Here is a 23009-nt window from a genome sequence, read left to right as displayed (position 1 = left end):
GTGCTCGCGGGGAACTGAGAAAGAGGGTCAGCCCACCAGCTCGGAGAGCTCCAGCCAGCGTTCCTCGAGCGTCTCCAGCTCGGCCTCGACCGTGCGCAGCTCCTCGGCGATCGACTGCAGCCCGACGTAGTCCGACTGATCGTGAGCCGCCAGGCGCTCGTGCAGCCTCTGGGTCTGACCGGTGAGCTTCTCCATCCGGCGCTCCACGGACGCGAGCTCCTTCTGGGCCGCGTGCGCCTCGGCTCCCGAGACCGCGGCAGAGCGCGGCGCGGAGACGCCCGTGCCCTTGCCCTCCGTCGAGCTCAGGGCAGGTCCCGCGGGCGTACCCGCTCCGGTGTTCCTGCCGCTGCCACCGGCGCTCGCCGCGCCCGCCTGCTCCGCTGCCGTGCGCAGCTGGATGTACTGATCGACCCCGCCGGGCACGTGCCGGACCTGACCGTCCAGGACCGCGTACTGCATCTCGGTGACGCGCTCGAGCAGGTACCGGTCGTGCGAGACCACGATCAGCAGACCCGGCCAGGTGTCCAGCAGATCCTCCATCGCCGTCAGCATGTCGGTGTCCATGTCGTTGGTGGGCTCGTCGAGCACCAGCACGTTCGGCTCCTCCAGCAGCGTCAGCAGCAGGTTCAAGCGACGCTGCTGACCGCCGGAGAGGGCGCCGACGCGAACCTTCTGGTGGGCCGCGGTGAACCCGAGCCGCTCCAGCAGCTGGCCGGGGGAGACCTCGTCCTTCCCGGTGCGGTACGAGCTGCGGTAGCGGCCCACCACGTCGCTGATCCGCGAGTCCTGGTCCTCCTGGAGCCCCTCGATCCGCTGGGAGACCTGGCGCACCGTGACCGTCTTGCCGCGCTTGACGCGACCCGCCTGCGGCTCGAGGTCACCCGTGATGAGCTTCAGCAGGGTCGACTTGCCGGCGCCGTTGGGGCCCAGCACGCCGATCCGGTCCGCCGGGCCGATGTGCAGGGTGACGTCGTGCAGCACGCGCACGTCCCCGTAACCGGCGTCGACGTCGATCAGGTCGATGATGTCCCGGCCCAGTCGGGAGGTCGCCAGCTGTGTCAGCTCCACGGTGTCGCGCACCGGCGGTTCGTCGGCGACCAGCTCGTGGGCGGCGTCGACACGGAACTTCGGCTTCGAGGTGCGGGCCGGGGCGCCCCGCTGCAGCCAGGCGAGCTCCTTGCGCATGAGGTTCTGGCGCTTGGACTCGATGGCCGCGGCCTGCCGGTCGCGCTCGACCCGCTGGAGGATGTAGGCGGCGTATCCGCCTTCGAAGGGATCGACGACGCCGTCGTGGACCTCCCACATGCGCGTGCAGACCGCGTCGAGGAACCAGCGGTCGTGGGTGATGACCACGAGTCCGCCGTCCTTGGCGCTCCAGCGACGGCGCAGATGCTCGGCGAGCCAGGCGATGCCCTCGACGTCGAGGTGGTTGGTCGGCTCATCCAGCAGCAGCACATCCCAGTCGCCGACCAGCAGCTCGGCCAGGTGCACGCGCCGCAGCTGGCCGCCGGAGAGATCCGCCAGGTGCGCCTCCAGGTCGATCTCGTCCAGCAGGCCGGCCAGGACGTCGCGGATCCGCGGATCGGAGGCCCATTCGTACTCGGGCCGGTCGCCGACCACGCGGTGGCGCACGGTGGTCTCCAGCGTCGCCTCGTCCTGCTGGCTCAGCACCCCCACGCGGGTGCCGCCTCGCACGGTGACCCGGCCGGAGTCCGGCTCCTGGAGCCGTGCGAGCAGTCGCAGCAGCGTGGACTTGCCGTCACCGTTGCGACCGACCACACCGATGCGGTCGCCCTCGTCGATCCCGACCGTGACGTTCTCGAGCAGGATGCGGTCGGGCAGGGCGACGTGCAGGGACTGGGTGCCGAGGAGATGGGCCATGCAGGGGAGGTCCTTTGCGAAGACGGGAACGCGTGAGCAGTGGAGATGACGGCGGGGCAGCGGCGCCGGACGCGGCGGCCGGAGGACCCGGAGGATTCAGCCCTCCAGCGGGTCGTCCACCTCGAAGGTCAGCAGCAGCGAGCGCAGCGTGTCCGCGAGGGCGGATCTTCCGTCGGCCGTCAGGGGCCGCAGCAGTTCGCGCTCCGCAGCCAGCAGGGACTCCATGGCGGCGTCCACGCGGGCCACCCCGTCGGGCTGCAGACGCACCTCCACCGCCCGGCCATCGTGCGGGCTGCGGTTCTTGCGGACGAGTCCGCGGGCGACCAGCTTGTCGATCCGTGCGGTCATCGTGCCGCTGGTGACCAGCGTCTGATGCATCAGCGCGCCGGGGGACAGAGCATCGTCCCCGCTGCGACGCAGCGCCGAGAGCATGTCGAACTCCCAGCCTTCGAGACCGGCGGCCGCGAAGGACTCGCGGCGCGCGGTCTCCAGGTATCGGGCCAGGCGCGAGATGCGGGAGAAGACGGCCAGCGGCTCGATGTCGAGGTCTCCGCGCGCCTGCCGCCAGCCCTCGACGATCCGGTCGACCTCGTCATGGTGCGCCGAGGCGGCGCCATGGGAGGAGGGCGAGGTGGACATGGGCCGAGTCTAGGCGGCGGCCCCGCGGCCCGGGCGGGCCCGGACCGTCGCGGGTGGCGCGTCCCACGGCCGCGCGCCCGCCGATCCCGTGCCCGCTCCGATCCCCGGGCACGGGGCGATCCCGTGCCCGGGGATCGGTCGCGGATGTCACCGGGTCAGGGGCGGTCGCCGCCACGCAGGCCGGGTTCCCGCTGCAGGGCGGCCAGTCCGAACCAGGAGAGGTTCACCATGCGGGCGGCCACGATCTCCTTGGCCGGCTCGCGGGTCTCCAGCCACCACTGGCCCGTGTAGGCCACCATCCCCACCAGCATCTGGGCGTACATGGTCGCGTCCCGGGAGGGATAGGAGTGCAGGGCCAGCTGGGCGGCCAGGATCTCCTCGACGCGCTGTGACACGTCTGTCAGCAGGGAGGAGAAGGTCCCGCCGGCCTGGCTGACGGGGGAGTCGCGCACCAGGATGCGGAAGCCGTCCTCGTTCTCGTCGATGTAGGACAGGAATGCCATCGCGGCCCGCTCCATCAGCAGGCGGGGGTGGGCGCGCTGATCGCGCAGGGAGCGCTCCAGATCGGCGAGCAGCGTGCTGACCTCGCGATCGACGACCACCGCGTACAGGCCCTCCTTGCCGCCGAAGTGCTCGTACACGATCGGTTTGGAGACCTTCGCCCGGGCGGCGATCTCCTCCACGCTGGCCATGTCGAAGCCGCGCTCGGCGAAAACGCTCCGGCCGACCGCGAGCAGCTGCTCACGGCGCTGCCTGCCGGTCATCCGGGTGGGCCGCCCGCGCGGGGCGCCGTTCTCCGCCATGGCGGGCAGTCTTCCACAGCGGCCCGGTGGTCCGTCGCGCGGCCGCGCGGGCGATAGGATCGGCCCGCGTCCGCGACGCCGCCTCCCGTGCCCGCAGTCCGCTGCGCCCGCCGCCACGCGGGTCCTCGACCCCGGGCGGTCGGCGGCATCGGAGACTGCTCCGCCATGGTGTAATCGGCAACACCTCAGATTTTGGTTCTGAAGTTTCAGGTTCGAGTCCTGATGGCGGAACGCCCACCGCCGCTGCTGCGGCGCTGTCGCACCACACCACCCGTCGATCCGAGGAGCCGCTGACGTGGACAAAGCCGAGACGCCTGCCCCCGCCGCTGTCATCGTTCTGGCCGCAGGCGCCGGGACCCGCATGAAGTCCCGGACGCCGAAGGTGCTCCACGAGATCGGGGGCAGGTCCCTCCTCGTCCATGCGCTCACCGCTGCCGAGGGCACCAGCCCCTCGGAACTGGTCGCCGTGCTGCGCCACGAGCGCGACCTCGTCGCCGAGCACCTCGCCGAGCATGCGCCCGAGGTCACGGTCGCCGACCAGGACGAGATCCCGGGCACGGGCCGCGCGGTCCAGTGCGGTCTCGGCCAGGTCGCGGCCACCGAGGGCACCGTGCTGGTCACCTACGGGGACGTCCCCCTGCTGGATCCCGCCGCCCTGCGGGAGCTCGTCGCCGCGCACGAGGACGCCGGGGCCGCGGTCAGCGTGCTCACCGCGCGGGTGCCGGACCCGACCGGCTACGGTCGCATCCTGCGCAGCGAGGACGGCACCGAGGTGCTGGGCATCGTCGAGCACAAGGACGCCACCGACGCGCAGCGGGGGATCGACGAGATCAACTCCGGGATCTACGCGTTCGACCTGGCCGTGCTGCGCGATGCTCTGGGCCGCCTCGGCACCGACAACGCCCAGGGTGAGATGTACCTGACCGATGTGCTGGCCATCGCCCGTGCTGACGGCCGCGCGGTCCGCGCCGTGGTCACCGCGGACGTCACGATGGTCGAAGGCGTCAACGACCGCGTTCAGCTCGCACAGCTCGGCGCCGAGATGAACCGCCGCATCCTCGAGCGCCACATGCGCGCCGGCGTCACCATCGTCGACCCCGCCACCACCTGGATCGACGCGGATGTCACCATCGCGCAGGACGCGGTGATCCGGCCCGGAGTGCAGCTGCACGGTGCCACCGACATCGGCGAGGACGCCGTGATCGGCCCGGACACCACCCTGCGCGACACCGAGGTCGGCTCCGGCGCCGAAGTGCTGCGCTCCCACGCCGTTCTCGCCCAGATCGGGGCCGGTGCCAGCGTCGGCCCCTTCTCCTATCTGCGGGCAGGCACCGTCCTCGGGGCCGACGGGAAGATCGGCGGGTTCGTCGAGACCAAGAACGCCCAGATCGGCGAGGGTGCCAAGGTTCCCCATCTCAGCTACGTGGGCGACGCCGAGATCGGGGAGGGCACCAACATCGGGGCCGCCACGATCTTCGCGAACTACGACGGGGTGACCAAGAACCGCACCACCGTGGGCAAGCACGTCCGGGTGGGCTCCGACAACATCCTGGTCGCCCCGGTGACCATCGGTGACGGGGCAGCCACCGGCGCGGGCACCACGGTGCGCAAGGATGTGCCGCCGGGCGCTCTGGCCGTCAACGCCGTCGCGCAGCGGAACATGGAAGGATGGACTCTGCGACGCCGTGCGGGGACCGCGGCCGAGGCAGCGGCCCGGGCCGCGCTCGGGACCGAGGACAGCCCCGCCACGGAGACGCCTGCAGGACCTGCCGCCGAGGAGAACCAGGAGCACGAGCAGCGATGAGCGGAATCGTCACCACGGGGGAGAAGCGGCTGGTGCTGGCCTCGGGCCGGTCCCACCCGGTCCTCGCCCAGGAGGTCTCCGAGGAGCTCGGCGTCGAGGTGCTCCCGATGGACGCCTGGGACTTCGCCAACGGCGAGATCTATGTGCGCTACGGGGAGTCCGTTCGAGGGACCGACGTGTTCGTGCTGCAGTCCCACCCCGCGCCCATCAACACCTGGCTGATGGAGCACCTGATCATGATCGACGCCCTCAAGCGGGCGTCGGCCAAGCGCATCACGGCCATCGCCCCGAGCTTCCCCTACGCCCGTCAGGACAAGAAGCACCGCGGCCGCGAGCCGATCTCCGCGCGCCTGGTGGCGGACATGTACGAGACCGCCGGCATCGACCGGATGATCTCCGTGGATCTCCACGCCCCGCAGGTGCAGGGCTACTTCAACCGGCCGCTGGACCACCTGATGGCGCTGCCGATCCTGGCCGACTACATCCTGCGCAGCTACGGCGACGAGGACATCGCCGTGGTCTCCCCGGATGCGGGCCGGATCCGCGTCGCGGAGCAATGGGCCAAGAAGCTCGGCGGGGTCAACCTGGCCTTCATCCACAAGTCGCGCGATGCCAACCGGCCCAACCAGGCCGTCGCCAAGCGCGTGATCGGTGACGTGACCGGCAAGACCTGCATCCTCGTCGACGACATGGTCGACACGGCGGGCACGATCGTGCAGGCGGCCGACGCCCTGGTGGCCAACGGCGCCTCCTCGGTGATCATCGCCACCACCCACCCGATCCTCTCCGACCCCGCCACCGAACGCCTCAAGTCCAGCTCCGTGCGTGAGGTGGTGTGCACCAACACGCTCCCGATCCCGGCGGACAAGAAGTTCGACCGGCTCACGGAGCTCTCCATCGCGCCGCTGATCGCCCGGGCCATCCGGGCCGTCTTCGACGACGGCTCCGTCACCAGCCTGTTCGATGGTGAAGTCTGATCGACGTACTGCGAGCTTGCGAGCGGTAGGAGATCGGGCAGTGTGGTCGGGCCTGATCGACGTACTGCGAGCTTGCGAGCGGTAGGAGGTCGGATGGTGTGGTCGGGTCTGATCGGCGCGAGGCTCCTCACGCCGGCGGCGCCACAGGGGCCGCGGCGTGCTAATCTCACCGCGTCACTTCGGCGAGGGAGTGGGCGCTGCCCCCTCCGTGATCGACGCGGTGCGGATGTCCGGGAGCGGTGCTCCCGTGCCCCGTGGCGTCGCTCATCGCCCGCATCCGCACCCACGAGGAGCATCCCATGGCTGAGAAGCTGAACGTCGAACTGCGCGAGGACTTCGGCAAGGGCGCAGCCCGCCGCATCCGCGCCACCGATCGCGTCCCCGCTGTCCTGTACGGACACGGCGAGGCACCGATCCACCTGTCGCTCCCGGGCCACGAGACCGCGCTGGCCGCCCGTAACCCCAATGCGCTGCTCGAGCTCGTCCTGGGGGACGGCGCCCAGCACCTGGCGCTGATCAAGGAGATCCAGCGCCACCCGCTCAAGCGCACGCTGACCCACCTGGACCTGATCACCGTCCGCAAGGGCGAGAAGGTCGACGTCGACATCCCCGTCGTGGTCCACGGCGAGCCGGTCTCCCCGGCGGTCGCCTTCGTCGATCTGCAGGCCATCACCCTCTCGGTCGACGCGCTCAACGTCCCCGAGCAGATCGACATCGACGTGGACGGCACCGAGGACGGTTACCAGCTCTTCGCCGGTGACGTCACGCTGCCCGAGGGCGCCGAGCTGGTCTCCGACGCGGAGCTGCTCGTGCTCAGCGTCTCCGAGCCCCGTGGCGAGGCCTCCGAGGACGAGGAGACCGAGGCCGACGCCGAGAGCGGCGAGGAGCCGGCCGAAGGCGACGAGGAGTCTTCCGAGCAGGAGTGACCTCCCCGAGCGGCCCCGCCGGGTCTTCGGCACCGGCTATCCGCTCGATTGCTCACATGCACCGCCCCGGGGCGTCGCGCACTGCGCGGCGCCCCGGTACGGTATCCGGGGCCGCCCGCCACGCCGGGGGCCCAGGCCGTGCCGGGCAGCAGCGCCCGGACGGCGCCGACGCTGCATCGAGGAGCCGTCCATGACCGTGAGCGATCGTCGAGTGGGACCTCATCTGGTGGTCGGCCTCGGCAACCCCGGCGCCAAATATGCGGCGACGCGCCACAACATCGGGCACATGGTCCTCGACCACATCGCCGGTGCCGCCGGGGGCCGCTTCGCCGCCGCTCGCCGGGCCCAGGCCGTCGTGCTCGAGGGCCGGCTCGGTGTGCCGGGCTCGGGCGAGCGCGCGATCCTCGCCAAGACCACCACCTACATGAACGTCTCCGGCGGGCCCGTCAAGGCGCTCGCCTCCTACTACGACATCCCGCCGGAGCGGATCGTCGTCGTCCACGACGAGGTCGACATCCCGTTCGAGGCCGTCCGCCTCAAGCTCGGAGGCGGCGAGGGCGGCCACAACGGCCTGCGCGACATCACCAGGGCGCTCGGGACCAAGGACTACCTGCGTATCCGGGTCGGCGTCGGCCGCCCCACCGGGTCCTGCGACACCGCCGACCATGTGCTGGCGCCCTTCACCGCCGCCGAGCGCAAGAGCCTCGACCTCGTGATCGCCGACGCCGCCGATGCGGTCGAGTCCGTCGTCCTCGAGGGCCTGACCACGGCCCAGCAGCGATTCCACTCCCCGAAGGCGTGACACCTCGATGAGCACCACCACCCACGCACCCGCCACCTCCACCCGGGCACCGCTGTCTCCGCTGCTCGACCAGCTCTCCGAGGGCCGAGACCTCACTGCGGTCCGCTCCCTCGTCGAGGACGGATCGGGCACCGGCGAGGGCGGCAGCATCGTCGCGGCCACCGCCCTGTTCCCCTTCGTCGTCGCCGATCTCGCGCGCCGCGCGAGCGCCGAGCACCCCCTGGTCGTGGTGACCCCCACCACCCGCGCCGCCGAGGATGTCCGCTCGGCACTGTCGGCACTGGTCGGCACCGAGCACCTCGCCGAGCTCCCGGCCTGGGAGACGCTCCCTCACGAGCGGCTCTCCCCGCGAGCCGACACCGTCGCCAAGCGGCTGGCGACGCTGCGGCGCATCGCCCATCCGGAGTCCGAGGATCCGGTGCATGTGCTGATGATGCCGGTGCGCTCCCTGCTCCAGCCGATCGCCACCGGGCTCGGCGACCTGGCACCGGTGCGCGCGGCCGTCGGCGACACGTACCCGCTCGAGGATCTCGAACGGGACCTGGTCGACGCCGCCTACGTCCGGGTGGACATGGTGGAGAAGCGCGGCGAGTTCGCAGTGCGCGGCGGCATCCTCGACGTGTTCCCGCCCACCGAGCCGCATCCCGTGCGCGTGGACCTCTTCGGCGACGACGTCGATGAGGTGCGCTACTTCTCGGTCGCCGACCAGCGCTCCCTCGACCCGGCGCCGCGAGGGCTGGACGCCCCGCCCTGCAGAGAGATCCTCCTGACCCCTGCCGTGCGTGAGCGCGCCCGGGCCATGGCCGACGAGCTGCCCGGCGCACGCGACCTGCTGCTGCGGATCGCCGACGGGATCGCCGCCGACGGCATGGAATCCCTCAGCCCGGTTCTGGTCGACGGGATGGAGCAGGTCACCGACACCCTCCCCGAGGGCTCACGCTTCCTGGTCCTGGACCCGGAGAAGTCCCGTGCCCGCGCGGCGGAGCTGGTGGCCACCACCGATGAGTTCCTCGCCGCCGCCTGGTCCAGCGCCGCCGCCGGCGGCGGGCTGCCGATCGACGTGGGCGAGGCGAGCTTCGTGCCGCTGGCCGAAGCCGAGCGGCATGCCCGCGACGGTGGCCGCCCCTGGTTCACCCTGGCTCCCTTCGGACTGGATGCCGACGTCGACCTCACCACCTCCTCACGCACCCACCCGGGCTATTCGGGCAAACCCGGTGACGCCGCGAAGGATCTGGACAAGCGCCGCCAGGACGGCTGGTCGGTGCTGGCCACCATGGTCGGTGCCGGTGGCGCCCGGCACGTCACCGAGAACCTCCGCGGCGAGGGCATGCCCGCCGTGTTCACGCCAGAGCTGGAGGGGCCCGTGGCTCCGGGCGAGGCCGTGGTCACCGTCGGCCCGTTCCCGGAGGGCCTGATCGACGAGGACGCCCGCGTGATCCTCGCCTCCGAGCGGGACCTGACCGGTAAATCCGGCGCCCGCCGCGCCGAGGAGCGCCGGATGCCCTCGCGCCGGCGCAATGTCGTCGATCCCCTGCAGCTGCGCCCCGGCGACCACGTCGTCCACTCTCACCACGGCGTCGGGCGCTTCGTGGAGATGACCAGCCGCACCGTCGGCACCGGCGCCAAGCGCACCACCCGCGAGTACCTGGTCATCGAGTACGCGGCCTCGAAGAAGGGCCAGCCCGGGGACCGCCTCTACGTCCCCAGCGACCAGATCGACCAGGTCACCAAGTACGTCGGCGGCGAGGAGCCGGCCGTCAACAAGATGGGTGGCTCGGACTGGGCCAAGACCAAGTCCCGTGCCCGCAAGGCCATCCGCGAGATCGCCGATGAGCTGGTGCGGCTGTACTCGGCCCGGCAGTCCGCGCCCGGCCACGCCTTCGGGCCGGACACTCCGTGGCAGCGCGAGCTCGAGGACTCCTTCGAGTTCATCGAGACCCCGGACCAGCTCTCGACCATCGAGGACGTCAAGGCGGACATGGAGAAGCCGGTCCCCATGGACCGATTGATCCTCGGCGACGTCGGCTACGGCAAGACGGAGATCGCGGTGCGCGCCGCCTTCAAGGCCGTCCAGGACGGCAAGCAGGTCGCCGTCCTCGCCCCCACCACGCTGCTGGCCCAGCAGCATCTGGACACCTTCACCGAGCGCTACGCCGGCTTCCCCGTCACCGTGCGGGGCCTCTCGCGCTTCCAGAGCGCCGCGGATTCCGAGCGCACCGTCGAGGGCATCGCCGACGGCAGCGTGGACGTGGTCATCGGCACCCACCGGCTGCTGACCGGCAACGTCCGGTTCAAGGATCTGGGGCTGCTGATCGTCGACGAGGAGCAGCGCTTCGGGGTCGAGCACAAGGAGACGCTGAAGGCGCTGCGCACCAACGTGGACGTGCTGGCGATGTCCGCCACCCCGATCCCGCGCACACTGGAGATGGCCGTGACCGGGATCCGGGAGATGTCGATCCTGGCCACGCCGCCGGAGGAGCGCCACCCGGTGCTCACCTACGTCGGGGTCCAGGACGACAAGCAGGTCACGGCGGCCATCCGCCGCGAGCTGCTGCGCGAGGGCCAGGTCTTCTACGTCCACAACCGGGTCGAGGACATCGATCGGGTCGCGAACCATCTGCGCGAGCTGGTGCCCGACGCCCGGGTCCAGGTGGCCCACGGCAAGATGAACGAGGCCCAGCTGGAGCGCGTCATCATCGACTTCTGGGAGCGCGACTTCGACGTGCTGGTGTGCACCACCATCGTCGAGACCGGCCTGGACATTTCCAACGCCAACACCCTGATCGTGGAGAACGCCGACCGGTTCGGTCTCTCGCAGCTGCATCAGCTGCGCGGGCGTGTGGGCCGCTCCAGCGAGCGCGCCTACTCCTACTTCCTCTACAACGGGGCGAAGCCCCTGACCGAGACCGCCCATGACCGGCTGACCACTCTGGCGACCAACACCGACCTCGGGGCCGGCATGCAGGTGGCGATGAAGGACCTCGAGATCCGCGGCGCCGGCAACCTGCTGGGCGGCGAGCAGTCCGGCCACATCGCCGGGGTCGGGTTCGACCTGTACGTGCGGATGGTGGGCGAGGCGGTCGCGGCCTTCCGCGGGGAAGGGGCTGCGCCGGAGAAGGAGATCCGCGTCGAGCTGCCGCTGGATGCGCACGTCCCGCACGACTACATCGGCTCCGAGCGGCTCCGGCTGGAGGCGTACTCGAAGCTCTCCGCGGTGCGGGAGCTCTCCGAGATCGAGCAGATCCGTTCCGAGCTCACCGACCGCTACGGCCCCCCGCCGGCGCCGGTCGAGGTGCTGCTGGACGTCGCGCGCTTCCGCATCGATGCGCGCGCCGCCGGCATCGACGAGGTCCAGGCCCAGGGCAAGATGATCCGCTTCGCCCACCTCGAGGTGCCGGACTCCGCGGCGATGCGCATGAAGCGCCTCTACCCGGGCACGCTGCTGAAACCCACCACCCGCCAGGTGCTGGTGCCGCGGCCCACCACCTCCCGCTTCGGGGGGACGGAGCTGCGTGACCACGAGCTGCTGGACTGGGCGCGCGAGGTGCTGGGCACGCTCGTGCCCGCCCCGGTAGCCTCGCCCTCGTGAACGACCCACGTGAGGCGGACCCTGCTCCCGCTCGCGGCAGTGAGCTGCTGCGAGCGGTCGAGGTGATGGAGGCCCTCCGCGCGGCCGACGGGGACGCCTGGACGCACCAGCAGACCCACGCGTCGCTCGCGCGATACCTGCTGGAGGAGACCTACGAGGTCCTCGAGGTGATCGACGACCCGTCGGCCCATGGACCCGGCGCGCTGGCCGACGAGCTCGGCGACCTGCTGTTCCAGATCCTCTTCCACGCCCGTGTGGGGCAGGAGTCCGACCCGGCCTGGGACATCGATGACGTGGCCCGTGCCTTCGTCGCCAAGATGGAGCGGCGCAACCCGCACGTCTTCGGTGAGAACCGCACCGAGACGCTCGAGGACCCCGGCGACGTCGAGGAGATCATCGCCCAGTGGCATGCCGCCAAAGCCGCGGAGCGACGGGCCTCCGGCCAGGGCGAGAAGGGCTGGTTCGAGGGCATCCCCGCCCAACTGCCCGCCCTGCAGAGCGCCGCCAAAGTGGTCCATCGGGCACGCTCGGCCGGGCGGCTGGACGAGCTGCTCGAGGCTGCCGACGGTGCGGCGGCGGCCGAGGACTCCGGGCAGTGGGGAGGGAACCTCGGGCGCTCCCTGCTGGACCTCGTGGTCACCGCCGAGGCGCGCGATGACGACCCCGAGACCGCGCTGCGGGCGCTGCTGACCCGCATGGCCGCAGCCGGTGAGCCCACGCGCCAGGACCCCGCGGCGGGCGGCGCGCACCACACGGCCTAGACTGTCCGAGGACGGTCAGCGCCGACCGGCCGTGACGGATCTTCACCCGAAGGAAGGAACAGCCCATGGCAGCTCTGATCGATGCCGTTCACGCCCGCGAGATCCTCGATTCCCGAGGAAACCCCACCGTCGAGGTGGAGATCCTCCTCGACGACGGCACCTTCGCCCGCGCCGAGGTGCCCTCCGGCGCGTCGACCGGTGCCTTCGAGGCCGTCGAGCGCCGTGACGGCGACAAGGACCGCTACCTGGGCAAGGGCGTCGAGCAGGCCGTCGCGGCCGTCATCGCCGACATCCAGCCCAAGATCCTGGGCATGGACGTCCAGGAGCAGCGTGCGATCGACGCCGTGATGAACGAGACCGACGGCACGGACAACAAGGGCGCCCTGGGAGCCAATGCCATTCTCGGCGTGTCCCTGGCCGTGGCGCGCGCCGCCGCGGACTCCGCCGGGGTGCCGCTGTACCAGTACGTCGGCGGTGCGAACGCGCACATCCTGCCGGTGCCGATGATGAACATCCTCAACGGCGGATCCCACGCGGATTCGAACGTCGACATCCAGGAGTTCATGATCGCCCCCATCGGCGCGGAGAGCTTCTCCGAGGCCCTCCGGGTCGGCGCCGAGGTGTACCACGCCCTGAAGTCCGTGCTCAAGGACCGCGGGCTGGCTACCGGTCTCGGCGACGAGGGCGGCTTCGCCCCGAACCTCGACTCCAACCGCGCCGCGCTGGATCTGATCGTCGAAGCGATCGGCAAGGCCGGCTACGAGGCCGGCAAGGACGTGGCCCTGGCGCTGGACGTCGCCGCCTCCGAGTTCTTCGCCGACGGCTCCTACACCTTCGAGGGCACCTCGAAGTCCTCCACCGAGCTGATCGACTACTACGCCGAGCTCGTCGAGTCCTACCCGCTGGTCTCCATCGAGGACCCGCTGGACGAGGACGACTGGGAGGGCTGGAAGGCCATGACCGACCGCGTCGGCGCCAAGGTCCAGCTCGTGGGCGACGACCTCTTCGTCACCAACCCCGAGCGACTCGGCCGCGGCATCGAGGAGGGCTCCGCCAACGCCCTGCTGGTCAAGGTCAACCAGATCGGCTCGCTCTCGGAGACCCTCGACGCCGTGGACCTCGCCCACCGCGCGGGCTTCAAGGCCATGATGTCCCACCGCTCCGGTGAGACCGAGGACACCACCATCGCCGATCTCGCCGTGGCCACCAACTGCGGCCAGATCAAGTCCGGTGCCCCCGCCCGCGGGGAGCGCGTGGCGAAGTACAACCAGCTGCTGCGCATCGAGGAGGAGCTGGACGAGGCCGCGCGCTACGCAGGTGCCTCCGCCTTCCCGCGTTTCTCGATCTGAGATCCGTCTCGAGGTTGTAACCTCGTGCGCATGAGCAACAGACGACCGGGCGCCCCGCGATCAGCGCGGCGCCCGGTCTCTGCGTCCGGGGCCCGTCGCCCCACGACGCGGACGACCGGGCGCCCCGCCGCGAAGGGTGCCCCCGGCTCCCGCAACCGCGGCCCTGCCGCGGCCTCCCGTCCCCGCAGCACCGCTCCGCGCGGCCCGGAGGAGGACGGTCCCGGGGTCGTCATCACCCGCCGCACCCTCGCGCTGGTCGCGCTGGTCGTCATCGCCCTCGCAGCGCTCGTGCCCACCGTGAACTCCTACGTCGCCCAGCGTCAGCAGCTCTCCGAGCTGCGGGCACAGGTCCAGCGGCAGGAGGAGGAGGTCGAGGACCTGCGCACCCAGGTCGACCGCTGGGAGGATCCTGCCTACGTCGCCGCGCGCGCCCGCGAACGCCTGCTGTTCGCGATGCCCGGCGAGACGCAGTACCGGCTCACCGACACCTCCGGCCGGGACGTCCCGCTGACCGAGGCCGAGCAGGCGGCCGAGAAGGCCCGGGAGGGCGAATGGTTCTCCACGCTCTGGGAGAGCGTGGAGGGATCCAGCCGCGTCACTGCCGAGGACATCCCCGACGAACCCGGCTCCACCGACGAGGACGCCGCCGACGAGCCCCCCGAGGACCCCGACCAGTGACATCCCTTCCGCCCCTGCCCTTCGAGTCCCCGGCCACCGCCCATGACCTCGAGGTGATGCGGGACCAGCTGGGACGGGAGATGCGAGGTGTGGTCTCCATCGCCAGACGCTGCGGCTGCGGGCGTCCTGCAGTGGTCCGCACAGCGCCCCGGCTGGAGGACGGCACCCCGTTCCCCACCTCCCTGTACCTCACCCTGCCGTGGCTCACGCTCGAACTCTCCCGCCTCGAATCGACCGGGGTGATGGCCGAGCTGACCGACCGGCTCGCCACCGACGAGTCGCTCGCGGAGGGCTATCGACTGGCCCACGAGCGCTATCTCGCCCGACGCCAGGAACTGGGCGAGGCCGAGGAGGTCCGCCACGTCAGCGCCGGGGGCATGCCCACCCGGGTGAAGTGCCTGCACGCCCTGGCCGCGCAGGCCCTCGCAGAGGGCACCGGGGTCAATCCTGTCGCCGACGAGGCACTCGGACGGATCCGCGGTGCGGCTCCCGAGCTGATGTGCCGGTGCGCGCACGACCTCGACGCGCAGGACCTCGACGCGCAGGACCCCGACCCACACGACTCCCAGGAGCAGCGTTGATCGTCCCCGTCGCCGCCATCGACTGCGGCACCAATTCCATCCGTCTTCTCATCGCGCGGCGCGAGAACGACGGCCCCGGCCTCGTGGACGTCGAGCGCCGGCTCGAGATGGTGCGACTCGGACTCGGCGTGGACCGCACCGGCAGTCTCGACCCCGTGGCCGTCGAACGCACGCTGGACGCCGCGAGGCGGTACCAGCAGCTGATCGAGCACCACGGAGTCGCCCCCGAGAACGTGCGCTTCGTGGCGACCTCGGCCACCCGGGACGCCTCCAACCGTGACGTGTTCATCGACGGCATCCGCGCGATCCTCGGGGTGAGCCCCGAGGTGATCACTGGCGACGAGGAGGCCGCGCTCTCCTTCCGCGGCGCCGTCAGCACGGTCGAGGCCCTGCCCGAGGGGCCACGGCTGGTGGTGGACATCGGCGGCGGGTCCACCGAGCTGGTGCTGGGCACCGAGACCCCGAGCCATCGCATCAGCATGGACATCGGCTCCGTGCGCCTGACTGAGCGTCACCTCGCCACCGACCCGCCCACCGAGGCGGAGATCGCGGCCGCCACCGCGGACATCGACCTCCTCCTCGAGGACGCGGCGCGAGAGGTGCCCCTGGACCGCGCGGCCGCCCTCGTCGGCGTCGCCGGCACGATCACCACCCTCACCGCCGTCGCCGAGGGACTGACGGAATACCGGCCCGACGTCACCCACGGTGCGACCCTGCAGATCCCGGACGTCGAGCGGATCTGCCGCGACCTGCTCTCCCAGAGCCGCGCACAGCGTTCCCGGCACACCACGATCCACCCCGGACGCATCGACGTGATCGGCGCCGGAGCGCTGATCTGGTCGCGGATCATGCGCCGCGTGGCCGACGCCTCGGGCATCACCGAGACCCGCACCAGCGAGCACGACATCCTCGACGGCATGGCGCTGGACCTGCTCGACCGCGCCCGCTGAGTCCACCGCCGCGTCACGCGGGGCGGACCGTTTTTGTGTGACGGCCGCGACGGTCATAGGCTGTGCCCATGAACACCACTTTCGGCGGCAAGCCCCATGTCCTGATCCTCGGCGGCGGGTCCGTCGGCCAGACGACCGCGTCCGAGCTGCGCAAGACCCTCGGCTCCGAGGTCGCGATCACCGTCGTCGACCCGCGCCCGTACATGACCTACGCGCCCTTCCTCCCCGAGGTCGGTGCCGGCAGCATCGATCCCCGCAACGCTCTCGCGCCCCTGCGCAAGATGCTCCCGGGGACGAAGGTCGTCACCGGTTCGGTGACCAGCATCCGCAGCGCGGAGAGCACGGTGGTGGTCAACACCGAGGAGGACGTGCAGCTCGAGATCACCTACGACTATCTGGTCGTCGGCCTCGGCGCCGTCCCCCGCCTGCTGCCCATCCCGGGCCTGGCGGAGAACGCCATCGGCTTCAAGTGGATCGAGGAGGCCGTCGCGGTGCGCGACCGGATCCTCGCCAACCTCGCCGAGGCGGCGTCGACCAAGGATCCCAAGATCCGCAAGCGGCTGCTGACCTTCACCTTCATCGGTGGCGGATTCGCCGGCGGCGAGGCGATCGCCGAGACCGAGGACATGGTCCGCGACGCCCTGCGCTACTACCCCGACCTCCACGCCTCGGACATCCGCTTCGTGCTGATCGACGCCGCTCCGTTCGTCTTCCCCGAGCTCTCCGAGGATCAGCGCGCCTACGTGCTGAACCAGCTGCGCGAGCGCGGCATCGAGGTCAAGCTGGAGACCTTCCTGAACTCCGCCGAGGACGGCGTGATCAAGACCAGCGACGGCGACGAGTTCGAGTCCGACCTGCTGGTGTGGAACGCCGGCGTCAAGCCGGCCCCGGTGCTGTCCGATTCGGACGTCTCGGATCTGCCCGTGATCACCGAGCGCGGCCCCATGATGGGCAAGCTCGAGGCCCTCGCCGATCTCCGCGTCAACGGCACCGACGGTCCGCTGGACAATGTGTTCGCCGCCGGCGACTGCGCGGCCGTGCCGGATCTGGCCTCCGGCGAGGGCAAGTTCTGCCCGCCCAACGCGCAGCACGCCACCCGTCAGGGCAAGCGTGTGGCCGACAACATCGCCCGCTCCGTGCAGGGCCGGCCGCTGGTGGACTACTACCACAAGAACCTCGGCGTCATGGCGACCCTCGGTATGTACAAGGGAGTCTGCCGGCTCAACCTGGCGGACAAGGAGCTGGACGTCCGTGGCCTGCCGGCCTGGGCCCTGGCTCGCTCCTACCACCTCTACGCGATGCCGACCATGGGCCGGAAGGCCGCCGTCGTCGCCGGCTGGGCGACCAACCTGCTCTCCCGTCGCGACATCGTCGGCATTCCGCAGACCTCGACCCCGCGCGCGGCATTCGAGTACGCCGCGAACACCGGCAAGAAGAAGTGAGCCGACCGGGGGACGCCGCCTGAGCATCGCGTTCTCCCACCCATGACGAGGCACCGTCGCGCACAGCGCGGCGGTGCCTCGTCGTATGTCGGCATCGTGTGACGTTGCGGGCGAGCCACGCCCACCCACAGCCATCAGTCCGGTGACCGAGTATGCTCATTTACATCATGAAGTGAGCGCGAACGGCCATGCGGGACGGCGTCGCCGATGCCGGGCGCTCGACGAGCAGGAGGGAGGATCCCGATGGAGATCCACATCGTGGCGGACGCCGAGGCGGGCGCGCAGGTCGTCGCCGACGTCTTCGAACAGACGGTGCGCGGGGCCCGGGACGCGCAGGACCCCGCACCGCGGCGGGGGGAGGAGACTGTCCCGGCCTCTCCGGGGCGGACCGGCGCCGTGCTCGGCCTCGCGACCGGTTCCACGCCGGTCCCGGCGTACACCGAGCTGATCCGCCGCCACCGCGAGGAGGGACTCTCGTTCGCCGGCACCCGCGCGTTCCTGCTCGACGAGTACGTCGGGCTGCCCCCGGACCACGAGCAGAGCTATCACCGGTTCATCCGGGAGAACTTCACCTCCCACATCGACATCGACGACGCCGCTGTGCATTCCCCCGATGGCTCCGCCGCCGACCCCGTCGCCGAAGCAGCGCAGTACGACCGGCGCATCGCCGAGGCCGGCGGCGTGGACCTGCAGATCCTCGGGATCGGATCCAACGGGCACATCGCGTTCAACGAGCCCGGCAGCTCCCTGGCCTCCCGCACCCGCGTGATCGGACTGACGCGCCGGACGATCTCCGACAACGCCCGGTTCTTCGACGACGTCCAGGACGTCCCCGTGCGCGCCCTCAGCCAGGGGCTCGGCACCATCCGCGAGGCACGCCGCATCGTGCTGAGCGCCACCGGCGAGGGCAAGGCCGAAGCCGTCGCACAGCTCGCCGAGGGCGCGATCAGCGCCCGGTGGCCGGCGACCTGCCTGCAGCTGCACCCGGATGTGGTCGTCGTCGTGGACGAAGCCGCAGCCTCGCGGCTGGAGCTGGCCGACTACTACCGGTATGCCCGCGCGCTGGAGAGCGAGCACTCTGCTGCGGGGTCCGACCGACGTCACAGCTGAGCGGACTGGCTGCGCACGACGGGGCTGTGTGCGGCCGGATACGATCACTGCATGCAGCAGGCTGACCCCTCCTCGTCCCCCTCCTCGACGGCCGTGGCGCCGCGTTCCGGTCTCGACCGGTTCTTCCAGATCTCCGAGCGCGGCTCGACCGTGCCCCGCGAGATCCGCGGCGGGTTGGTCACCTTCTTCTCGATGTGCTACATCGTGGTGCTGAACCCGCTGATCATCGGCACGGTGCCGGACTCGACCGGCCAGTATCTCGGCGGGGGGACGGAGCCGAATCTGCCCGCCGTCGCCGCCGGCACCGCGCTCATCGCCGGGTTGCTGAGCATCTTCATGGGCACCTGGGCGAAGTTCCCGCTGGCCCTGGCGACAGGGCTCGGCCTGAACGCCTACATCGCCTACTCCGTGGCGCCGCTGCCCGGAATGACCTGGGGCGGCGCGATGGGCCTCGTCCTGCTCGAGGGCGTGGTGATCCTGATCCTGGTCCTCACGGGCTTCCGCAAGGCCGTCTTCGACGCGGTGCCACCCTTCCTCAAGACCGCGATCGCTGTCGGCATCGGGCTGTTCATCGCGTTCCTGGGCCTGTTCAACGCCAAGTTCGTGACCACGGCGGCCAGCACCCCGGTCCAGCTCGGCAACGACGGCTCCCTCACCGGTTGGCCGACCTTCGTGTTCGTCGCCGGTTTGCTGCTCATGCTGATCCTGTGGGTCCGCAAGGTCCCCGGTGCCATCCTGATCGCGATCGTCTCCGCGACCGTGCTGGCGATCCTCATCGAACAGGTGCTGGGTCTCGGCGCGTGGGCTCCGGCCGATGAATCCGGCAACGGCAACCCCGGCGGCTGGGCGATGAACGTGCCCACCCTGACCGACTTCCCGATCCAGGCTCCGGATTTCGCGACCCTGTTCACGGTCGACCCCATCGGTGGCATCACCGCCGCGGGCGGCATCGGCGCTCTCGTCATCGTCTTCTCCCTGCTGCTGGCGGACTTCTTCGACACCATGGGCACGATGGTGGGCGTCGCCTCCGGGGCGGACCTGGTCGACGAACGCGGCGATATCCCGCGCTCCCAGCGCATCCTGGTGGTCGACTCCGTCGGGGCGATCGCCGGCGGTGTCGGGGGCGTCTCCTCGAACACGAGCTTCGTGGAGTCGACCTCCGGCGTGGCCGAGGGCGCCCGGACGGGTCTCAGCGCCGTGGTCGTCGGGATCGCCTTCCTGCTGACGACGTTCCTGTCGCCCCTGGTCGCCCTGGTGCCGTACGAGGCAGCGACCCCGGCTCTGGTCACGGTCGGCTTCCTGATGATGACCCAGATCACCGACATCGACTTCACCGACGTCGAGATCGCGCTGCCGGCGTTCCTGACCATCATCCTGATGCCCTTCGCCTATTCGATCACCGTCGGCATGGGCGCGGGCTTCATCATGTACGTCCTGATCCGCGTGGTGAGGGGCAAGGGACGCGAGGTGCACTGGCTCATGTACCTCATCGCTGTGCTCTTCGTCGTGTACTTCCTCCGCGGAGCGATCGAGAGCCTGCTGCTGTGATGGCCGACGACGACCAGGATCCGACCGGACCGGGCCGCCCTCCAGCGGGCGCGGACGGGCCGGAGGGCGTCGACGGTGCCGTGGGCGCTGACGGCGCCGGGCGGGCGGATGGCTCTACGGGCGACGTTTCTGTCGGCGAGGGCTCTGTCGGCGACGTTTCTGTCGGCGACTTCGCGGAGCTGGCCGCCGAACTGCGACGCGTCCTCCTGGTCTCCTCCCGCATCCTCCGCTCGCACACCGCCTCCGAGGACGTCTCCGCCTCGCAGTACTCGGTCCTGGCCTATCTCCAGCGCACCGGGCAGTCGACGCCCGGGGCGCTCGCAGACTTCGAGCACGTCACGCCGCCGGTGATGACCAGGATCCTCGGTCGGCTCGAGGAAGCGGGGATGGTGACCAGAGCTGCCCACCCCGGGGATGGACGCCAGGTACGCGTGACGCTCACCGACGCCGGCGAGCAGGTGGTCCTGCGCGGCCGCGCCGAACGCGACGAGTGGCTCCGCTCCCGCATCCAGGAGGCCGGCCCCGAGGAGCGGGACACGTTGCGCGAGGCGGCCGAGCTGCTGCGCCGGACCCTCATCGAACGTCGGGACTGACCGCTCCGGGATCCGGCGCCGCGTCAGGCGGAGCGATCCAGCACGTGATCCAGCACGGAGATCAGCGAGGCCACATCATCCGGTGCCACCGCCGGGAACGTGGCGATGCGCAGCTGGTTGCGGCCCAGCTTGCGGTACGGCTCGATGTCCACGACCCCGTGGGCCCTCAGCACGGCGGTGATCGCCGTGGCATCGATCGCCTCGTCCACGTCCAGAGTGGTCACGACCTGCGACCGTGCATGTGCCTCACCGACGAACGGTGTGATCTCACCGCGGCGCGCCGCCCAGTCGTGCAGCATCCCGCTGGTGGTCCGGGTCCGCTCATCGGCCCAGGCCAGGCCGCCCTGCGCCAGGAGCCAGTCGATCTGCTCGGCGAGCATCACGAGGGTGGCCACGGCCGGCGTGTTGAGGGTCTGGTCCTTGCGAGAGTTGTCGATCGCGGCGGTCAGGGAGAGGAACGACGGGATCCAGCGGGTGGCGTCGGCCTCGAGGCGCTGGGCCCGCTCGAGCGCCGCGGGGGAGAGCAGCGCGAGCCACAGCCCGCCGTCGGAGGCGAAGGCCTTCTGCGGCGCGAAGTAGTAGGCGTCGGTCTCGGCGATGTCGACCATCACCCCGCCGGCGGCCGACGTCGCATCGATCATCACGAGCTGGTCCGCTCCGGCGCCGGCCGGGCGGCGCACGGGAGCCATCACTCCGGTCGACGTCTCGTTGTGGGGCCACGCGTAGGCATCGACATCGTCGCGAGCCGCCGCTTCCGGCAGGGCACCGGGGTCGGCGCGGATCAGCTCGGGCTCGGCCAGGTGGGGGGCGCCGGCGACCTCGGAGGCGAACTTCTGGGAGAACTCGCCCAGCACCAGGTGCTGGGAGCGGGACTCGATCAGTCCGAAGGCCGCGATGTCCCAGAACGCTGTGGAGCCCCCGTTCCCGAGGACCACCTCATACCCCTCGGGGAGGGAGAAGAGCTCGCGCAGGCCGGCGCGGATGCGCCCGACGAGCTGCTTGACCGGTTCCTGGCGGTGCGAGGTGCCCAGCACCTCGCGGGAGACGGAACGCAGCACATCGACCTGCTCGTCCCGGATCCGGGAGGGACCGGAGCCGAAGCGACCATCGGCGGGCAGGAGCTCCCGGGGGATGGACAGACCGCGGATGGTCTCGGCACGGAGGGTGCGGGCATCGGACATCAGCTGCTCCTCGAGATGGGTGGGCCGGTGCCGCCGGGGACCCGGCGGGCGGGACCATCCTGCCAGGGGCGCGGGCGTCGGCCGAGACCGGTCCGCGCCGGCGCGGATCCCTGCTGCGCCGGTGCGCTCTGCGACTGGACTCTCCGCGCCCGGCCCGGTCGTCCGGCCCCCGCGCCCCGTCCCGGGTATCGACGCACCACGCCCTGTCCCGTCCGGGTACATGGCAGGATCGGATCATGAGCCGTGCCGATCTGGAGAAGCAGCCGTACGACGTCGCGGGGATGTTCGACAGCATCGCCAAGCGCTACGACCTCATCAACGACGTGGTGGGACTCGGGCAGGTGCGGATGTGGCGCGAAGCGATGGTCGACGCGCTCGAGGTCCCTCAGGGCGGCACCGTGCTCGACCTGGCGGCGGGCACCGGGACCTCGTCCTCGGCGATCGCACGGTCCGGTGCGCGCGTGGTCGCGGCCGACTTCTCCTTGGGGATGATGCGCGAGGGGCGGCGCCGGGGGGAGCCCGTGCCGTTCGTCGGGGCCGACGCCCAGCGCCTCCCGTTCGCGACCGACGCGTTCGACGCGGCGGTGATCTCCTTCGGCCTGCGCAACGTCCAGCACCCGCGCGCCGCGCTTGCGGAGATGGTGCGCGTGGTGCGCGGGGGAGGCACGGTCGTGGTGTGCGAGTTCTCGACCCCGAGCTCCCGTGTCTTCCGCACGGCGTACGAGAGGTACCTGCTGCGCGCGCTTCCCACGGTCGCGCGGCGGCTGACCACCAGCGGTGACGCGTATGACTACCTCGCCGAGTCGATCCTGGAGTGGCCGGACCAGGAGGAGCTGAGGGGTTGGTTCCTCGAGAGCGGCCTCGAGCGGGCGCAGTACCGGAACCTCACCGGAGGCATCGTCGCGCTGCACCGGGGCGTCGTGCGTCACTCCTGATCGGGCACTTCGCGCTCGGTGACCCGGGCTCGGGAACCCACCTGCCGACCGATCAAGCCTCTGACCAGCGTCTTTGTAAGTTACCGGCCAGTGTGGCGCAGACCACCGCCGCGAAGGCCGTTCCGGCTTGACGGCACCTGGCGATCTGCGTAATGTTCTTCCTCGTGCCCAGCCGAACGGGACAGCGGGACAGCCGAGAGGTTGGAACGCGAAACCCGGTCCGAGCAGGCACAACGGATCTCTCCGAAATCCGGCGCGGCGCGAGTCACATCGCACCGAGTTGACAAGGAGAACCGGAACCCCTAAGTTATAAGGGTTGCCCCGGAGCAAAGAGCCTAGCGGCTTGGAGCACCGAGTGCGCGTGTTGCTTGATATCTCAATAGCGTGTCTGTTTGTTGATGCCAATATTTGATTGGCAAATTTTAACGGATGATACAGCAGTTATATGCTGGTTGTTTGT

The 23009-nt window shown here is 70.8% G+C and carries 19 protein-coding genes and 1 tRNA gene; 16 read left to right on the top strand and 4 right to left on the bottom strand.

What is annotated here, in order from left to right:
* Positions 1–27 precede the first annotated feature (27 nt).
* The 3 genes from ACFQRJ_RS13030 to ACFQRJ_RS13020 form a co-directional block, all read right to left on the bottom strand.
* Complete coding sequence (locus ACFQRJ_RS13030; protein WP_377019587.1) at positions 28–1881, bottom strand: ABC-F family ATP-binding cassette domain-containing protein; 1854 nt, start codon at positions 1879–1881, stop codon at positions 28–30.
* Positions 1882–1977: 96 nt separating this feature from the next.
* Positions 1978–2520 carry a MarR family winged helix-turn-helix transcriptional regulator gene (locus tag ACFQRJ_RS13025; protein WP_377019585.1) on the bottom strand — a complete coding sequence of 181 codons (543 nt, stop codon included), beginning with the start codon at positions 2518–2520 and terminating at the stop codon, positions 1978–1980.
* A 155-nt stretch (positions 2521–2675) separates the two neighbouring features.
* Positions 2676–3323: a TetR/AcrR family transcriptional regulator gene (locus ACFQRJ_RS13020; RefSeq protein WP_377019583.1), complete on the bottom strand. Its 648-nt coding sequence runs from the start codon at positions 3321–3323 to the stop codon at positions 2676–2678.
* Between the two features lie 159 nt (positions 3324–3482).
* Here ACFQRJ_RS13020 and ACFQRJ_RS13015 point away from each other — a divergent pair.
* From ACFQRJ_RS13015 to ACFQRJ_RS12945, 15 genes are all read left to right on the top strand, one after another.
* Positions 3483–3554: transfer RNA gene (locus tag ACFQRJ_RS13015), tRNA-Gln, on the top strand.
* Positions 3555–3618: 64 nt separating this feature from the next.
* On the top strand, positions 3619–5127 hold the full coding sequence (glmU, locus tag ACFQRJ_RS13010; protein ID WP_377019582.1) for a bifunctional UDP-N-acetylglucosamine diphosphorylase/glucosamine-1-phosphate N-acetyltransferase GlmU: 1509 nt from the start codon (positions 3619–3621) through the stop codon (positions 5125–5127).
* The gene (locus ACFQRJ_RS13005) at positions 5124–6104 is read left to right on the top strand and encodes a ribose-phosphate diphosphokinase (RefSeq protein WP_377019581.1); all 981 of its coding nucleotides are present in this window, start codon (positions 5124–5126) and stop codon (positions 6102–6104) included. Before glmU ends, ACFQRJ_RS13005 begins: the two co-directional genes overlap by 4 nt.
* Positions 6105–6403: 299 nt before the next feature.
* Entirely contained in the window at positions 6404–7030 is a 627-nt protein-coding gene (locus ACFQRJ_RS13000; RefSeq protein WP_377019580.1) for a 50S ribosomal protein L25/general stress protein Ctc, read from the top strand.
* Positions 7031–7220: 190 nt separating this feature from the next.
* On the top strand, positions 7221–7832 hold the full coding sequence (gene pth / locus ACFQRJ_RS12995) for an aminoacyl-tRNA hydrolase (RefSeq protein ID WP_377019579.1): 612 nt from the start codon (positions 7221–7223) through the stop codon (positions 7830–7832).
* Positions 7833–7839: 7 nt separating this feature from the next.
* Positions 7840–11421, top strand: a complete 3582-nt coding sequence (gene mfd / locus ACFQRJ_RS12990; protein WP_377019578.1) for a transcription-repair coupling factor — start codon at positions 7840–7842, stop codon at positions 11419–11421.
* Positions 11418–12182 carry a MazG nucleotide pyrophosphohydrolase domain-containing protein gene (locus ACFQRJ_RS12985; protein WP_377019577.1) on the top strand — a complete coding sequence of 255 codons (765 nt, stop codon included), beginning with the start codon at positions 11418–11420 and terminating at the stop codon, positions 12180–12182. Before mfd ends, ACFQRJ_RS12985 begins: the two co-directional genes overlap by 4 nt.
* Before the next feature lie 65 nt (positions 12183–12247).
* The gene (gene eno / locus ACFQRJ_RS12980; protein ID WP_377019575.1) at positions 12248–13531 is read left to right on the top strand and encodes a phosphopyruvate hydratase; all 1284 of its coding nucleotides are present in this window, start codon (positions 12248–12250) and stop codon (positions 13529–13531) included.
* A gap of 30 nt (positions 13532–13561) precedes the next feature.
* The gene (locus ACFQRJ_RS12975; RefSeq protein WP_377019573.1) at positions 13562–14209 is read left to right on the top strand and encodes a septum formation initiator family protein; all 648 of its coding nucleotides are present in this window, start codon (positions 13562–13564) and stop codon (positions 14207–14209) included.
* Complete coding sequence (locus ACFQRJ_RS12970) at positions 14206–14790, top strand: DUF501 domain-containing protein (protein ID WP_377019572.1); 585 nt, start codon at positions 14206–14208, stop codon at positions 14788–14790. The genes ACFQRJ_RS12975 and ACFQRJ_RS12970 overlap by 4 nt, the downstream gene beginning before the upstream one ends.
* Positions 14787–15740: an exopolyphosphatase gene (locus ACFQRJ_RS12965; RefSeq protein WP_377019571.1), complete on the top strand. Its 954-nt coding sequence runs from the start codon at positions 14787–14789 to the stop codon at positions 15738–15740. Before ACFQRJ_RS12970 ends, ACFQRJ_RS12965 begins: the two co-directional genes overlap by 4 nt.
* 68 nt (positions 15741–15808) lie before the next feature.
* Positions 15809–17182: an NAD(P)/FAD-dependent oxidoreductase gene (locus tag ACFQRJ_RS12960; RefSeq protein WP_377019570.1), complete on the top strand. Its 1374-nt coding sequence runs from the start codon at positions 15809–15811 to the stop codon at positions 17180–17182.
* Between the two features lie 243 nt (positions 17183–17425).
* Positions 17426–18292 (top strand): glucosamine-6-phosphate deaminase, encoded by an 867-nt coding sequence (nagB, locus tag ACFQRJ_RS12955; protein ID WP_377019569.1) that lies wholly within the window; start codon positions 17426–17428, stop codon positions 18290–18292.
* A 51-nt stretch (positions 18293–18343) separates the two neighbouring features.
* Positions 18344–19840 (top strand): NCS2 family permease, encoded by a 1497-nt coding sequence (locus ACFQRJ_RS12950; RefSeq protein ID WP_377019568.1) that lies wholly within the window; start codon positions 18344–18346, stop codon positions 19838–19840.
* Complete coding sequence (locus tag ACFQRJ_RS12945; RefSeq protein WP_377019567.1) at positions 19840–20433, top strand: MarR family winged helix-turn-helix transcriptional regulator; 594 nt, start codon at positions 19840–19842, stop codon at positions 20431–20433. Before ACFQRJ_RS12950 ends, ACFQRJ_RS12945 begins: the two co-directional genes overlap by 1 nt.
* Positions 20434–20456: 23 nt before the next feature.
* Here ACFQRJ_RS12945 and serC read toward each other — a convergent pair whose 3' ends face one another.
* Positions 20457–21614, bottom strand: coding sequence for a phosphoserine transaminase (gene serC / locus ACFQRJ_RS12940; RefSeq protein WP_377019566.1), 1158 nt, complete (start codon positions 21612–21614; stop codon positions 20457–20459).
* Positions 21615–21850: 236 nt separating this feature from the next.
* Here serC and ACFQRJ_RS12935 point away from each other — a divergent pair, with 236 nt between their 5' ends.
* The gene (locus ACFQRJ_RS12935) at positions 21851–22549 is read left to right on the top strand and encodes a ubiquinone/menaquinone biosynthesis methyltransferase (RefSeq protein WP_377019565.1); all 699 of its coding nucleotides are present in this window, start codon (positions 21851–21853) and stop codon (positions 22547–22549) included.
* Positions 22550–23009 lie beyond the last annotated feature (460 nt).

The organism is Brachybacterium sp. GCM10030252, from assembly GCF_042666535.1.
GTDB lineage: Bacteria > Actinomycetota > Actinomycetes > Actinomycetales > Dermabacteraceae > Brachybacterium.
This window is presented reverse-complemented; position numbering and strand designations above follow the sequence as displayed.